We start from the raw sequence: 14,647 nt of genomic DNA on the forward strand, positions 1-14,647 counted from the left end.
CACAGCGCGAGCTCGCGGCACCGTGAAAACTCTGAGAACTGCGTCCGCCCTGCTCAGAGACGTTGGCCCGCAGCGCCGCCCAGCCGCCCGGCCCGACCAGGCAGTTGGGGAATGCGGCTATTAGAGTGATATGGTCCATCGGTTGTTTTTCCGGGCGAGTGGCGGAATGGCAGACGCGCTGGCTTCAGGTGCCAGTGTCCTTCGGGACGTGGGGGTTCAAGTCCCCCTTCGCCCACAGTTGAGCGGTTCTACGAACTGCAGGCACGAAGGTCACGAACTCGAAAAAGGGGTCGTGACCTTTGTGTTTGGTGGGGAAGCTGGCCGCGGACGCGACTTTCGTCGCGGTCGGGACATGGTCGCGTAGATCCCCACAATCTTTGAAGCGCACCTGATCCACCGGGGTCGGGCCCTGGCCACAAAGGAGCTGTAGGGGCGTGGCGACGAAGCTCATCACCGAAGTGACGCGCCGCAGGATCTTCGACACCATCAACCTGTCGAAGGTGCTGTGGGAGGGAAGGTTGGAAGAGCCCGACTTCTTGGCGCGCATCTATGACTTGGACTGAATGCCGAGCACTGATTTGAGGTACAAGTCCGCCGCGGGTGATATCTGGCAGCATCGCGTCAACAACCCTGAAGACTGGCCAGACGACTGGATATTCACCGACAGCCGCTTTGGGTTGCAACACGGCGACGACGAGCTCGTCCTGCGATTCCTCGCAGAGACACTGCACCCCGTTGTGAGACCCGACGGAGAGGGAGTCGCCGGACTTCTCACGTTGTTCAACGAAGCAGTGGCGCGAGACGGCTACGAGCTCTACCCAGCTGACGGGATCAGCGGCCATGCCGTCTACGGATGGCGTCGTCGGGACTCCTTTCATGGCACGACCCCGGAACTCCGGCTCCGCGAACGTGAACTTCTGACTGACCCGGTGGTGCTGGAAGAGACGCGAATCGCGTCTACAGCGACAAGCTTTCGGGCATGTCCGCGGGCGAGGAGCGAGTTGGGCTGGCTGCTCTCTTGGATTACGCCCGCACTGCGTTATCTGTAACGCGATGGCCTGATTGGAATGTTTGAGCTGTTCACTTCGTCAGTGTCATGTCCAAGACGGCACGGTTGCGGCGGCTCCGGGTGCACAGATGTAGCCGACGTGGTTTACGCGGCGGGCTGTCGGTGTGCTCTCTTCAGCGCTAAGTCGTGACCGGATCTCGCAGGGCGTGGGCGACGGCTTGGGCGCGAGTGCTGACCCCGAGTTTAGCCAGGATGGCCTGTATGTGGTTGTCGGTGGTTTTGGTGCTGATGTGCAGGGTGGCGGCGATGCCTGCGGTGTTGTGGCCGGACGTGAGCAGTTCGAGGACCTCGCGTTGGCGGCGGGTCAGCCCGTCGGGGTCGGCAAGGGTTTGACCGTATGGGCCGCGGCGGGTTGGACCGCGCAGCGCGGCGAGGCGCTGTTGGGCGCGGCGGGCCGCGGCGCGTGCCCCGAGCCGGCGGAAAGTGTCGTGCGCTGACTGCACCGCAGCGATGTCGCCGCCGAGTTGGGCGACGGCCGCTTCGTACAGGCAGCCGCGGCGCGTCCATTCGGTGGCGGCGGCCTGCCAGTCGCCGCTGACTTCTAAGTGGAAGGGAGTGATCGGGTTCTCGACGGCGATGGGCGCCATGCCGGCGCCGGGCAGTTGCGCCCAGCGACGCAGCGACCCAATCAGCCAGGCATCGGCCTCGTCTTCGAGGGCTGCCAGGGCGGTCTGAGCCTCGGTGCGCGCGGTGTCGTCGTCGCCGGCCAACCACGCGACCTCTGCACGCGCCGCCCACACCGGAAACAGCCGCAGATGGTCGGAGAAGGGTACGGCCGTGTTGTAGTCGAGCAGCGATGTGGTGGGTGGTTCGCCGCGGCGGGCGTCGATGAGGGCCAGGGTCAGTCGCGGCACGGTGGTGTTCACCGCGACCAACCCCGGGCGGGTGAGTACGTCCTCCGCAGCTGAGCGGGCGGTGTCCCAGTTGCCGCGATGCAGACCCAGCAAGGCATCGATGCCGCGGTTCAATGCCTCGAACGTGATCAGGTTACGGTCTCGGCAATGCGCTACGGCATCGGCAAGGCAGCTGTAGGCCCGGTCCAAGTCATAATGCATCGCGGCGAACCCGCACACGCACGTCCCGAGCAGGCCGGCGTGTTCGCCGCGCACGTCGGCAGCCATGGTGTCGCGCCAGGCAGCTTCCAACTCGTCCCATCCGGTGTCGGTCCGCAACACGCGGGCCAGCGCGGCAAAACCGCGAGCTTGCGCGATGGTCAGGTCATCCCCGAGTTGGGCACCGACCGCCATTGCGTGGGCGGCATACTCGGCGGCAGCCGCGTCGAAACCCCACACCCCCACCTGGGTCATGTTCACCAGCGACGAGGCCAGCTGGCGGCTCGCACCGTCGCCTTGTGCCAACGCCAATGCGGCGCGTCCCGCCTCGGCGGCTTGGCGGGTGCGGCCAGTCCCCCACAGTTGGTGGGACAGCCAACGAAGGTCCTCGGCTTGTGCGAGTCGATGACCCAGATCGTGGCGTAGCATCGCCGCTTCCCGCCACGAGGACACAGCCGCCTCTGCGAGCCCGCAGGCGTAGCTGGCGAAGGCATGCTGTTCGAGCCAGACGGCACGCTGCTCGGCCGGGGCGGTTTTGGCGTAACGCAGCGTGACCTCGTACAGCTCGGCGGCTTCGCGGTTCGCGCCCAGCGCCAAGGCCCGCTCGGCGGCCGGAGGCCCGTAGCGGATGACGGCGCCGATATCGTCGGCGCGCTCGGCGTGAAATGCTAACGCCACCAACGTATCCGGATCGATTGGCGGTTCGGCCAACACCGCCAATGCCCGTTTGTGCAGCGCTCGCCGCTCGTATTCGGGTATCCGTTCCGTGGTGGCGCGGCGGGCCAGCTCATGGCGAAAGCCGATCGTGTTCGCGTCAGCGACCAGCACCCCGGCGTCGAGGCATTCGCCCAGCCCCGTGCCGGCCATCGGGCAGACCTTTTCCACGAGATCCACCGGCGCACGTGGGCCGCAGACTGCCACCGCGTCAGCGGTCTCACGTGCGGCCACCGACAGGCGGCCCTGCCGGCCGCGGACCGCCTCGGTGATGCTGTGCGGCAAGCCCTGCCGACTCAACGCGGCCGGGCCGGTGGCCAGCACCTCGGTGACGAAAAATGGGTTACCGCCGGTGAGTTGGTGCAGCTGCTCGGCGTTTACTCCGCTGCCGGTGGCCATCTGGGCCACCGCCTGGGGACTCAGCGGCTCCAACTGGATGCGACTGACTGCCGCGCAGGTGGCGATATCTCCCAGCGCGACCGACAGTGGGTGCTGTCGGTCAAGTTCATCGTCGCGATAGGACACTGCCAGCAGCAGCGGCAGCGAATCGACGCGCCGGGCCAGAAACCGCAGCAGATCCAGGGTCGCGCCATCGGCCCAATGAGCGTCTTCGATCACCCACAGCCAATGGTGTCCATCGCGCAGTAACGCCAACAGCCGGCGGTAGAGCACGCCGGTGTCACCGGACAGGATCGCCGCGTCCAATGCTCGGGCCGCGGCGGGACCCACGCCAGCCAACGCGTCGATGAGCGGCCCCAACGGGCGCGGCGTGGCCAACGGGTCGCACCAGCCGCGCAGCACCTGCATCGCGGAATCCAACTGGGCCACAATGTGCCCCAGCACCACGGTCTTGCCGACTCCGGCTTCCCCGCTCACCAACACCAGCCGCCCGCCACCGCCGCAGGCAACGTCCCGCGTGATCCCGCCCAGCTCGGCGATCGCCTCCTGGCGCTCCAGCAACCGCTCCACCCGACCGGCTCCCGCTTTCAGCCGCTGTTGGCGGCACCGAAAAATAGGGAAAACGCCCCATGCACCTAGGCCACCAGCCAACGCAGACTACATACCGAGCGCCCCGGAGGGCGCGCGGCAAACAGCACCGCACATCGGGACATGATGCGGCCTCACTGTAGCCGCAATGCCCCCGGGCCGCGCCCCGAACCGCGAACACCGGCGGGGTCAGCACCACACATTGACCAGTCAAGCGGATCGAGGTCGATGCAGATGAGTCGTCGGCGAATCACCAACGCCGCAAAGGCCGCTAGAGCCAACAAGGCTCCTAGCGCCACGGGGGACCATCACGCCGACAAGCCTGGGCACCAGGCCGAGATCGCCGCCTGGCTCAGCGCCGGCGCGCTCACCCTCGGTGTCGGTGCGGCTCTTGCGAGCGCTGGATACGTCATCGACAGCTCCGGTAACACCGTAACGGCGGTCAACACCGCCACCGACAAGGTCATCACCACCATCCCCACCGGCAGCGAACCTCCGGGTTTGGCGGTCAGCCCGGACGGCGCCGAGCTCTACATCACCGACTACGGCGACAACACCGCGTCGATGATCAGCGTCTAGACGTCCGCCCAACCAACTGAACGCCGATGGTCAATGTCCAGACACCTACAAAGCATGACGGATGACGTGCAGCAGCGCAGTGTTCTTGAGATCGGTAGCGACCCGAACGGTCTGCAATGTTCGTACGACATACCGAGGACGGCAACGGATCACGAAGGAAACACAATATGAACATCAATCACCCCGTGAACAAGATCATGACGGGAGCACTGCTGTCCGTCGGGGTCGCGGTAGCCAGTCTGGCGCTGGGCGCAGGTACCGCCCATGCCATCTCGGGCCCACACACGTGGTGCCCAGGGCAGTCCATGGACTGGCCGTCGGGCCCGAATCTGCGCTTCGATCATTACGCCTGGGATATGACTGTCTGTCATACCTGGTACAAGGTCCCCGCCGGGTGGGGCAATGTCCCTCGGACCCAACCGAACGGGCAGAACACGCTGTCACTTTCCGCACTTTGGGACGGCGATAATCCACCGGGTGATAATCCCGGTAACGTCCAATGCGGCCTGATGTTCTGCCCCAACCCAGGGGACACGCCTCCGGGCTTTCACCCGTAAAACGTCGGCGACGCATCGCATTTTCCATGGGTGAACGTCGTGGGCGTGGATCGTACGCACTTGTTGCTTTAGTGGGGCGGCGCGAAACGTTGGGATCGGGATGAGCGTCAATGACAGATCGGCTGCGTCGCGCCAGTTCGTGGCCTCCCCTCCGTCCATTGGCTCCACAATGACCGCGATAGCCGGAAAGCAAACCGCCGTCCTGTACGGCTTGGCGATCGGCGTGGGCTTGGGGGTCGGTGTCGCCTTCGGGGCCCGCGTGGGCTTGGCCGTGGGGATGGCTCTGTTCTTCTTAATCCCCCTGCCCTGGTTGGCCTACTTGTGGTGGCGTTCGCACCGAAAGGTCCTCATTGACGTCACGAGCGATGGCCTGACGGTCAATCAGCGGCCGGGTCGTGTTTTTTCATTCGTTGACGCCCAGATAGGCGCATGGGTGACGACGGGCGTGGCGCTTCACCTGCAATGTGACTCACACCGGTTTGTTCTCGGCGCACGAGATCGTCGCATTGCTCCCGCAACGCGGCTCGACGCGCCGCCCGTCCAGACCGTCGACGCCTGGTTGTCGGACTCAGAGTTCGATGAGCTTCTCGCCATAGGCGGGCGCCGCAGTGGAATGGATGTACGCGGGCCTGCACCGGGGGAACCGACTCGGTGCCTACTGTTTCCCAACCCCTATCTGGCCGAACAGATCTCGCCGTATGCCATTCGAAAACAACTACGACTTCAGCGATCACTGTCGCAACCGAGCCTGGTCCTCGACGTGGACAACGATGCGATCCGGGTGATCGACCCAAACGGCAATACGCTCAAGGCCTCGGCTTCGGGTGCGCAGGTGATCGCGACACCAGCAATCTTCCAGCCCGATAGTGTCACCAGCGGCGATGGCAGCACGTATAACTACCCCGCCATCACCGGCATGGTCGTGGGCGTTCCCGGCGTGCAGCCACTGCCTATCGGATGTCTCGCTCTAGTGGGATCGGGATTTCGATTTTCGTGGCGCGACAATGTGCCGAGCCCGAATGAGCGCCCTGCTTATGTGGTCTCCGGCGCGGATTGGCTGACGCTCACTGAGAAATTCGCCTTGACCCGGCATCTGGAGGACAGAGCCGCAAGCGCCCACAACCTACCCACCGGCAACCCGACCGCCGATGTCAGAGAACCGCTATCAGGACGGGATCACGGTGACACAGCGCGCAGCCGACGTAGGGATCGCCCCCGAATTCTCACGATCCTGGGCTCGTCGGTTCTTTCGCTCGCGCTGATCGCCATCGCGACATTCCTGGTGTGGAATCAGCACTTCGGCGCTCCCGCTCGAATGACAGTCGAGCGCTGTTGGGACCGCGGGGCGGCTAGTGACGACATGCCTTTCAATAATTGTTACGCGCACCCGAGCGACGCGCCGCACGACCGAGGGCCGGTCATCAGTGCTCTGCCTGGCGACGTCGGTCACGACATCGAGGTCCACCGCACCGGCACCTTTGTCATCAAGGACACTTGGTGGGAACCCCTTCTCCTGCTCGGCTTGGGTGGTGCTGCGGGTGTTAGCGCGGTCAGGGCCATCGTGCGCCGCATACGGCGCGCTCCAAACGTCGAGGGCAGCGAGCTCTTGGGGCGCAATTAGGAAACCCGGTCGCAGCACGCGCCTTCAGGCTTGGCCTCGCTTGACCAACCCGGCTGTCTCATTGGAATGCGATGATTGTGAAATCTCCTTCACTTCTGGCGATTTCTCAACCCATCTTCGCCGCGATACCGAGTGGTGGATCGTTGACACGGTCGATGATTGTGGACAACGTCGCAATGACACCGCGGAGGGGATCGCGGAACGATGATCACCGAGTGGAAAAGCGATTTTAATGGAATCGCACACAACTATTTTTAGTCACCTCATGTCCAATTCGGTTGACGAAATACGAGGATGGTCAGGGAGGGACTAGCATGACGCGCCCGAAGACGGGCCGTTCATTGGCCAATAGAAGCGCTAGCCCTCGCTACGACGACTGCAACCACCGCTGAACGTCAGGCGTAACCGCGTCGGTGATGTCGTCGTATTCGGGGTGCTTCTTGAGCACGGTGCCGATCATCGAGCACACCGGAACGATGCGCTTGCCTTCGTCCCGGGCTTCGTTGAGCGCCTCTTCGACGAGAATCGTGGCCAGGCCGCGTCCGCCGTACGCCGGATCGATTTCGGTGTGGTAGAAAACCCGCTGGTCGCCACGGTCGGCGAAGTCGGCGAGGCCGACCTGCTTGCCGTCCACGGCAATGGTGTAGCGGCCGTCCTCGAGGCTGACGGTCGCTTCGGCTCCTGTCTTGTCGGTGGTCATGTGTTTCCCTTTCGTTGCGGTACGGGTCGAGGCCGCAGCCGCGTGGTCGGCAGCGGCGGGGCGGGCAGGCGGGCAAGCGAACCCCGGTAACCGTGGACGACGCCGAAACGATCGTCGCCGTCCTCCCACAGTTGGCGGTACTCCAGGATGTCCTCGTGGCTTCGTCCGACGAAGTTCCACCACATCACCAACTCCTCGGTGAACGGTGTCCCACCGAGTAGCAGTACCCGCGCCCGCCCCTCCCCCACGTTCCGCAGGCGCAGCGCGGATCGGCCGGGGTTCAGGTAGGCCAGCTCGGAGGCCGCCAGAGCGGCATCCTCCACCTGGACGAAACCTGCATCGCCGAGCACACCGTGCTCGAATGTCGGGTCGACATCGACGTCCAGGCGAGCTCCGACGCCGAGATCGATCTGGGCGCCCAGCAGCGAAGTAAAGATGTGTACCGGGGAACGGCTGCCCGCCAGCTCCCCGAGAAACACACGCACCGTCGCACCGGAAATCGCCACCGGCTCCGGCACGTAGTGGGCGAAGTCGCGACCGGTGTCCCGCGCCGCTCCGGGTAGCGCCACCCAGAGCTGCACGCCGTGCAAGACGGCCGGCGACTCTACCGACACCTCGGAGTGACAGGTACCGGCACCCGCGGTCATCAGGTTCAGCTCACCAGGCCGTACCACAGCGCGCACACGGGCGCTGTCGTTGTGCTCCACTTCCCCACTGAACAACCAACTCACCGTCTGTAGTCCGGTGTGCGGATGCGGCGGAACGTCCATGCGCGTCGCCGCAGGGCCGTAGTGGTCGATGAAGCACCACGCCCCGATCAGCGAGCGCTGGCGTTGCGGAAGCGTGCGATGCACCTGCATGGCGCGGGGCCCGCCCAACGGAACCTCCCGGGGCCGCAGCACTTCGACGCCCACGCTTGGCGAAGCCGCGCAGGCGACTTCGACCGGCGCCGGCTCGAGGTTGCTCATCGCACCCGACGGTACCCATACGCCATTACTTGCGTGGCGGCCGGAGCACCTTCATGGCCAGCCGCATGACGGGTTCGGGCACTCGGTCCTGCATCGACAGTGCGGTATCGGCGGCGCGGGACCGCAGCGGGGTGCCGCGGCCGAAAACCCGGTTCAACGGTCCGCCCGACGGCTCGAGCACGACGTGCAGTGGCGGCGTGCCGACGGTGGCGCCCAGCGCGTTGGCGATCACCATCCGCTGGATTTCGCTGGTGCCTTCAAAGATGGTGTACAGCTTGGCATCCCGATACCACTTCTCCACCGGGTGATCCGTGATGTAACCCCAGCCGCCCATGGTTTGAAGGGCGCGTTCGGTCGCCTTCACGGCCACCTCGCTGGCGGCCATCTTCGACATCGAGCCTTCCCCGCGTTCGAAGGGAACGTTGTTGGCCGCCATCCACGACGCTCGCCATGTCAACAGCCGGGCGGCGTCGATCTGGGTGGCCAGCTCCGCCAGCGGGAAGGCGATGCCCTGATTGTCGATGATCGGCGCGCCGAAGGCCTCGCGCTCGGTGGCGTATGCCGTTGCGTACTCCAGCGCGGCGCGCGCGATCCCGATGGCCTGGGCGGCGACCATGGGCCGGGTCTGTTCGAATGTGCCCAATGTCGCCGACCCCGAACGCTTCCCGCCCGCCACCACCTCACGCGCCTTCGCGAGCTTGTGCTCCAGTTTCTCTTGTCCACCAAGCAGATTCGCGGCCGGCACCCGGACGCCTTCGAACAACAGCTCGGCGGTGTGGGAGGCGCGGCAGCCCAGCTTGTCCAGCTTCCGCACCAGCTTCAACCCGGGCGTGCCACCGGGCACCACGAACAGCGCCTGGCCGCGGTGGCCGAGCTCCTCGTCGACGACGGCGTTGACCACATGCACGTTGGCGATCCCGCCGTTGCCGATCCACATCTTGTGGCCGTCGATGATCCAGTCGTCACCGTCGCGGCGCGCGCGGGTGCGCAGATTGCGTACGTCGCTGCCGCCCTCGGGTTCGGAGATCGCCAGCGCCGCGAGCTTGAGATCGCCTGGGGTACCGAAGCATTCGGGCGCCCACTCCACCATCTGCTCTGGCGACGCGGCCTGTCCGATCGCCGACAGGGCCAATGCGGGCATCACGATCGCCAACCCGATCCCGGCGCAGCCCCAAAACAGCTCCTCCATGAACATCGGCAGCGAGAGGCCGGTCGGATCGCCGATCAGGTCGCGGTAGAACAGCGGGCTGTAAAAGCCGCGTTGGGCCGCCTCCTCCAACACCGGCCACGGGAACTCCTGCCGTTGGTCGTAGTGGAGCGCCACGGGGCGGATCACTTCTTCGGCGAACTCGTGGGTCCGTCGGGCCAGGTCGTGCTGCGCTGCGGTCGGGGTCAGGTCGAACGTCATGGATCCCGCCTTTGGGTCGACAGACTCGGTCGTGCCGCCCGTCTACCCCGTCGACCAGGTCAGCAAACTGGCCCGCGAAGGAAGCTCAGGCGGCCGAGCGCGGCCCCACCTGTGCGAGCGGCAGGTGCAGCACCACCGCGGCAACCGCAACGGCCTCGTGTTCGTGGTTGGCGAGCAGGGCCGCGTTCTCGGGCAGCTGACGCGAATTGATCTCGCCGGACGCGATGCGCCGCAGCACCTCGTGGGCCTGCGCGAGCTGTTCGCGCTTGCGGTATTGGCCCCCCGGCAGTTTGACGCCGGCCCACACGCCGTATTCCTCGCGGTGCGCGATGGCGTGCTGGGCGCATTGGCGTTGCTGCGCCAGCGGACAACGGCGCAGGCATTGGATCCGCGCCTCGACGGCCGACCGCTCGTACGCACGGGCCTTCGCGGCGCCGTCACCACCGTCGTCGTCGGGGTAGCCGAACCAAAGTTCCGGGTTGGCAGCGCAGGGGTGTCCCATGTCGGTCTCCTTGTCGAGCGTGAAACGTAGACAGAAGCGTATACAGACATGGAGTCACTGCGCAAGAGAAACGTGACAGAAACGTATATCTACAGCGATACGACCCGGCGTGTGTAATATCCGGCCTATGGCCGGAGCGTGCGATGAGCCGTGAATCGGCCGGCGCGGCGATCCGCGCCCTCCGGGAGTCACGTGACTGGTCATTGGCCGACCTGGCCGCCGTCACCGGCGTCAGCATCATGGGTTTGAGTTTCCTGGAGCGGGGCGCCCGCAAGCCCCACAAAAGCACAGTTCAAAAGGTTGAGAATGGGCTGGGCCTGCCGCCCGGTACGTATTCGCGGCTGTTGGTGGCCGCCGATCCGGATGCGGAACTAGCCCGGCTGATGGCTGCGCAACCGCCCGCCGTCGAGCCCGCACGGCGCACCGGACCAGTGGTCGTAGACCGGCATAGCGACACGGAAGTGCTGGAAGGCTATGCCGAAGCTCAGCTCGAAGCCCTCAAATCCGTCATCGATCGCTTGCCTGCGACAACATCAAACGAATATGAGACGTATATTCTGTCTGTGATCGCTCAGTGCGTGAAGGCAGAACTGCTGGCCGCCGGTTCCTGGCGGGTCGCGGTGAACGCCGGCGCGGACTCCACCGACCGCCTGATGGACCATCTCCAAGCCCTCGAGGCGACTCGAACTGCGCTGCTCAAGCGGATGCCGACCAGCTTGAGCGCGCGCTTCGACCGGGCATGCGCCCGATCGTCCTTGCCGGAGACGATCATCGCCGCGCTGGTCGGCGTCGACGTCGGGGAAATGTGGGACATCCGCAACCGGGGCGTTATTCCACCTGGAGCGCTCCCTCGCGTCCGCGCCTTCACCGCCGCCGTCGAATCCGAAGCCCCACAAGCCGAGGAGGCGCAGTGACCCACAGCGATATCGAGCTGCTGAGCCGCGCTCACGACCTGTTCGCCGGCGGCACGCGGCCACCATCACTGGATGCGGGCACGGGACACTATCGCACCCTGTTGCGCGCAGCCGGCGGGTTGAACGACGCCTTGGCGCACGGGGGTTACCGGCTCGCCGCGGATCACGGCCGGCAACGGCTCGCCACGGCCGCCGCCGCGGATACCGCCGCAGCCGGCGTCATCGCCGGTGCTCTACGCGAGCGGGCCGAGGCCCGTGATCTGACCCGGGGCGTACTCGACGAAGCACGAGCCGACGCAGCCGTCCCGGTGACACCGATGGCCCAGCGCGAAGCGATGCGTCGCCGCGCGGCGCGACTGCGGACCCAACGCGCCCATGTTTTATCGGCCCGCCTCCGGGCGCGACGACGCGTGGGGGAACTGCGTTCGCTGCGCTACCAACTCCTGCGCCACCGCGCCGGGGGGTCGGGATCGACCGGGCGCGCCGCAATCGCGGTGCGCGCCGCATTGTCGCGCCTTGGCCGACCTTACGTCTGGGGTGCGACCGGCCCCGACCGGTTCGATTGTTCGGGGCTGGTGCAGTGGAGCTACGCGCAAGCGGGAATTCGCCTGGGCCGCACCACCTATCAGCAGATCAACGACGGGATCCCGGTGACTCGTTCGCAAGTCCGCGCCGGTGATCTGGTCTTCCCGCACGCCGGACACGTCCAGCTGGCCATCGGCAACAACCTGGTGGTCGAAGCGCCCTACTCGGGAGCCTCGGTCCGGATCAGCCGGCTGGGCGCCAACGTCGCTATTCGCCGACCGCTATGACGAACAGGGTGAGTCGATGACGGAACAAGCCGGACCCTCGGTAGCCGCCATGCAGGCACGGCAATCGGACCTGGCCGGCCAGCACGGTACGGCGGCCGACGCCGACCGCGTGCTGGCCGAAGTGCTGGCCAGCGCCCACGCCGCCACGCGCGAAGGCGCCAGGCGATTGGATGCCATCGCCGAGCAGATCGACCATGCCACCGCGCATCAGGCGAACCTTGCGCTGGACACGCCGACGGGGGCGCGTGAGTTTCAGCGGTTTCTGCTCGCCAAGCAGCGCGAGATCACCGCGGTCGTCGAGGAGGCGCGTGAACTCGGTCGAGCGAAAAAGGCTGTACTGGAAGGCCTTCGGGACGGGTACAGCTCGGGCAACGGCTAGCAAGGCAAGCATCACCGTGTCATCCACAATCGCTTGGCGCAGTGAATTGTCCACCGGAAAGGGTCTGGGTACTGTCGCCGGGCATGGAGGGGCCGCGACACCTGCCGCAAAGACAAGCGGTGACCGCAGCGCCGGTCGGCTAGCTGATGTCCACGTACGAGGAGCTGCTTGCCGCGGTGAAATATGCCCGGGACCAAACCGGTGACCCCAACGCGTGGCAGGCGGGCCCGTCGCCCAGTGAGCTGGCCGCCGTGATCACCCCCACGGCGCGTCCCGAGCGGCTCCAGGCGATCGTTGACAAGATCCGCCAGCAGCATGCGGCGATGCCGGAAGGAGAGAAGGGCGAGGCGGCGGAAGCCATCTCGCGAGCCGAAGCCGCACTGTCGCACCAGAATTCAGCGAGTTCTCAGCTGGACATGCAGGTGATCACGGCCATCTTGAACGCCCACCTCAACACCGTCGAAGGCGGCCAGGCGTTGGCGAAGTTGCAGCAGGACACCGAAGCCGCGGTGCGGACGCGGTCGGATTTGGACACCCCGGCCGGGGCGCGCGATTTTCAGCGCTTTCTGATCGGCAAACTCCGTGACATTCGCGCGGTGGTCCTCGACGCGAGCCTCGACGACACGTCGAAGTCGGCACTGATGGCGGCATGGACGTCGCTGTACGACGCGTCCAAGAATCAGTCGAACACTTCCGAAGAACGCCCCTCGGCCAGGGTGTCGTCCGACGCCGATGCGGCCACCGCGCCGGCCACGGGCGACTCCGACTGGGATCCGCTGCTGGATTCGTTGTTGGCAGACGACCCGGGCCTGCCACCCGATGATTCGTCGGGAACGGTTGTGCCGGAGGGTGTGACCGCTCCCCCCGCGCCCTTGGCTCCTGTGCCGCCGACAATGCCCAGCCTCGCGTCCGGACTGCCGAGCCTCGGCGCGCCGCCGAGCGGGTTCCCGCTTCCCGGCCTGCAGGGTGACGACGGAACGGATCCTGCGCTGCAGGGCCTCGACGACGAAGGCGTGCTGGACCCCACCGACGACGATGCGAAGACGGACCCATCGTCGGATGAACCGGGCGACCAAGACGGGGACGCCGTCCAGGACGCGTCGGCGGTGGGAGATGCATCGACTCCGGCCGGTCCCACCACGGTGACCCTGCCCGACGGTGAGACGGTGACGGCGGCCAGTCCCCAGCTGGCGGCTGCGATCAGGGCCGCGGTCGGTGGAGTGGCGATACCGGATGCCTTCCAGCAGCAAGGAATAACGATTCCACCGCCGGGCACCGCGATCACCGAACCGGTCGACGTGTCGCACGTGGCTCCGGCGGACATCGGAATGTTCATCGACCGGCACGCCCTTGCCCTCGGCCCGGGCAAGGCCCTTCTCGATGGCCAAATCCAAGACATCGCCACCGTGAGCGGACCAAGCTTTCTAGGCTGGGAGCATCCACCGGCGGCGGCCGCGGTCGCGACCGCACCGACGAAGCCAGACACACCGACACCCACCCGGCCGGCGAGTTGGCCGGCCACCTGACAATAGTGATCCCGCCGGTCTGGCCGGCGGACGGGAAAAGGAGACAGCGGATGGCAGATTCGATCCATGTGGTGCCCGCGCACCTGCGTGAAGCCGCTGCGCGTCACCAGGAGACGTCCGAGTACTTACGCACGGTGCCGTGTTCGCACGAGGCCATCCAGGAAAGCCTGGACTCGCTGGGCCCCATCTTCGGTGAACTGCGTGACGCCGGGCGCGAACTGCTCGAGCTCAGACGCCAGTGCTATGAGCAACAAGCAGCCGACCACGCCGATTTGGCGGACAAACTCAGGGCGTCGGCAACGATGTGGGAACAGCACGAGCAGGATGCGGCGCGCAACCTCGGCGGCATTGCTGACCGCGGTCGATGACGGACGCGAACCCCGCTTTTGACACCGTTCACCCGAGTGGGCACATCCTCGTCCGCTCTTGCCGCGGCGGGTACATGCACAGCGTCGCCCTGAGCGAAGAGGCGATGGAGACCGACGCCGACACACTGGCACGAGGCATCTTGCTGACGGCCGACGTGTCTTGCCTGAAGGCATTGCTGGAAATCCGCGAGGAAATCCTGGCGGCCGGACACACTCCCTCGGCAGAGGTGCCGACCCCGCGAGACCTCGATGCGGCGATCGAGAAGCTACTGGCACATAAGCTGCGCCGCCGCGGCGGCTCGACCTAACCGGTTCCGCCCACCTAGAGCACCCAGGTCTTGGCCGCCTCGGGATCTGGAGCGATATCCGTGGGTGGCTCTACGGGATTGGGGCCGAACAACTCTCGTGCGCGAGCGAGCAGGGCACGCACCTCGTCGAGTTGCTGCTGCAGGGCAGATTCAGCCATATCTCCACGCTACCCAGGCCGTCAC

At 66.1% G+C, this 14,647-nt stretch carries 15 protein-coding genes, 1 tRNA gene and 2 pseudogenes; 12 read left to right on the forward strand and 6 right to left on the reverse strand.

Annotated elements, in window-relative coordinates; translation table 11 throughout:
• Positions 1 to 152: 152 nt before the first annotated feature.
• From C1737_RS19065 to C1737_RS27245, 3 genes and pseudogenes are all read left to right on the forward strand, one after another.
• Positions 153 to 235, forward strand: a tRNA-Leu gene (locus tag C1737_RS19065).
• Between the two features lie 223 nt (positions 236 to 458).
• Positions 459 to 878 (forward strand): annotated as a pseudogene (locus tag C1737_RS27240) (hypothetical protein); the annotation flags it as partial.
• Between the two features lie 56 nt (positions 879 to 934).
• Positions 935 to 1,033 (forward strand): annotated as a pseudogene (locus C1737_RS27245) (recombinase family protein); the annotation flags it as partial.
• Positions 1,034 to 1,188: 155 nt separating this feature from the next.
• Here the strand turns inward: C1737_RS27245 and C1737_RS19075 are convergent.
• Entirely contained in the window at positions 1,189 to 3,804 is a 2,616-nt protein-coding gene (locus C1737_RS19075; protein ID WP_102419204.1) for an AAA family ATPase, read from the reverse strand.
• 252 nt (positions 3,805 to 4,056) lie between these two features.
• On the opposite strand from C1737_RS19075, the gene C1737_RS19080 reads away from it, so the two are divergent.
• The 3 genes from C1737_RS19080 to C1737_RS19090 all read left to right on the forward strand — a co-directional run bounded on the left by C1737_RS19080 (position 4,057) and on the right by C1737_RS19090 (position 6,579).
• Positions 4,057 to 4,401, forward strand: coding sequence for a YncE family protein (locus C1737_RS19080; RefSeq protein WP_158243982.1), 345 nt, complete (start codon positions 4,057 to 4,059; stop codon positions 4,399 to 4,401).
• Positions 4,402 to 4,568: 167 nt separating this feature from the next.
• On the forward strand, positions 4,569 to 4,958 hold the full coding sequence (locus C1737_RS19085) for a hypothetical protein (protein ID WP_233214791.1): 390 nt from the start codon (positions 4,569 to 4,571) through the stop codon (positions 4,956 to 4,958).
• Between the two features lie 100 nt (positions 4,959 to 5,058).
• Positions 5,059 to 6,579 carry a hypothetical protein gene (locus C1737_RS19090; protein WP_142393473.1) on the forward strand — a complete coding sequence of 507 codons (1,521 nt, stop codon included), beginning with the start codon at positions 5,059 to 5,061 and terminating at the stop codon, positions 6,577 to 6,579.
• A gap of 367 nt (positions 6,580 to 6,946) precedes the next feature.
• On the opposite strand, the gene C1737_RS19095 is transcribed toward C1737_RS19090, so the two are convergent.
• The 4 genes from C1737_RS19095 to C1737_RS19110 form a co-directional block, all read right to left on the reverse strand.
• Positions 6,947 to 7,279, reverse strand: coding sequence for a GNAT family N-acetyltransferase (locus C1737_RS19095; RefSeq protein WP_067916886.1), 333 nt, complete (start codon positions 7,277 to 7,279; stop codon positions 6,947 to 6,949).
• The gene (locus C1737_RS19100) at positions 7,276 to 8,247 is read right to left on the reverse strand and encodes a pirin family protein (protein ID WP_102419207.1); all 972 of its coding nucleotides are present in this window, start codon (positions 8,245 to 8,247) and stop codon (positions 7,276 to 7,278) included. Before C1737_RS19100 ends, C1737_RS19095 begins: the two co-directional genes overlap by 4 nt.
• A 25-nt stretch (positions 8,248 to 8,272) precedes the next feature.
• Positions 8,273 to 9,655: an acyl-CoA dehydrogenase family protein gene (locus C1737_RS19105; protein ID WP_068094600.1), complete on the reverse strand. Its 1,383-nt coding sequence runs from the start codon at positions 9,653 to 9,655 to the stop codon at positions 8,273 to 8,275.
• Between the two features lie 85 nt (positions 9,656 to 9,740).
• On the reverse strand, positions 9,741 to 10,157 hold the full coding sequence (locus tag C1737_RS19110) for a WhiB family transcriptional regulator (RefSeq protein ID WP_067916892.1): 417 nt from the start codon (positions 10,155 to 10,157) through the stop codon (positions 9,741 to 9,743).
• A gap of 143 nt (positions 10,158 to 10,300) precedes the next feature.
• Here C1737_RS19110 and C1737_RS19115 point away from each other — a divergent pair, with 143 nt between their 5' ends.
• The 6 genes from C1737_RS19115 (at position 10,301) to C1737_RS19140 (ending at position 14,464) form a co-directional block, all read left to right on the forward strand.
• The gene (locus C1737_RS19115) at positions 10,301 to 11,071 is read left to right on the forward strand and encodes a helix-turn-helix domain-containing protein (protein WP_068094602.1); all 771 of its coding nucleotides are present in this window, start codon (positions 10,301 to 10,303) and stop codon (positions 11,069 to 11,071) included.
• On the forward strand, positions 11,068 to 11,883 hold the full coding sequence (locus C1737_RS19120) for a C40 family peptidase (protein WP_067916896.1): 816 nt from the start codon (positions 11,068 to 11,070) through the stop codon (positions 11,881 to 11,883). The genes C1737_RS19115 and C1737_RS19120 overlap by 4 nt, the downstream gene beginning before the upstream one ends.
• Positions 11,884 to 11,899: 16 nt before the next feature.
• A complete protein-coding gene (locus tag C1737_RS19125; protein ID WP_067916898.1) occupies positions 11,900 to 12,262 on the forward strand; it encodes a DUF4226 domain-containing protein in 363 nt (120 codons plus the stop codon).
• 146 nt (positions 12,263 to 12,408) lie between these two features.
• Positions 12,409 to 13,788, forward strand: coding sequence for a DUF4226 domain-containing protein (locus tag C1737_RS19130; protein ID WP_102419208.1), 1,380 nt, complete (start codon positions 12,409 to 12,411; stop codon positions 13,786 to 13,788).
• 50 nt (positions 13,789 to 13,838) lie between these two features.
• Positions 13,839 to 14,156 carry an ESX-1 secretion-associated protein gene (locus C1737_RS19135; protein ID WP_102420029.1) on the forward strand — a complete coding sequence of 106 codons (318 nt, stop codon included), beginning with the start codon at positions 13,839 to 13,841 and terminating at the stop codon, positions 14,154 to 14,156.
• Positions 14,153 to 14,464, forward strand: a complete 312-nt coding sequence (locus tag C1737_RS19140) for a DUF2694 family protein (RefSeq protein WP_068094609.1) — start codon at positions 14,153 to 14,155, stop codon at positions 14,462 to 14,464. The genes C1737_RS19135 and C1737_RS19140 overlap by 4 nt, the downstream gene beginning before the upstream one ends.
• A 14-nt stretch (positions 14,465 to 14,478) precedes the next feature.
• Here the strand turns inward: C1737_RS19140 and C1737_RS26900 are convergent, their stop codons facing one another.
• The gene (locus tag C1737_RS26900) at positions 14,479 to 14,622 is read right to left on the reverse strand and encodes a hypothetical protein (protein WP_197508968.1); all 144 of its coding nucleotides are present in this window, start codon (positions 14,620 to 14,622) and stop codon (positions 14,479 to 14,481) included.
• Positions 14,623 to 14,647 lie beyond the last annotated feature (25 nt).

Source organism: Mycobacterium sp. 4858, assembly GCF_900240975.1.
GTDB lineage: Bacteria > Actinomycetota > Actinomycetes > Mycobacteriales > Mycobacteriaceae > Mycobacterium.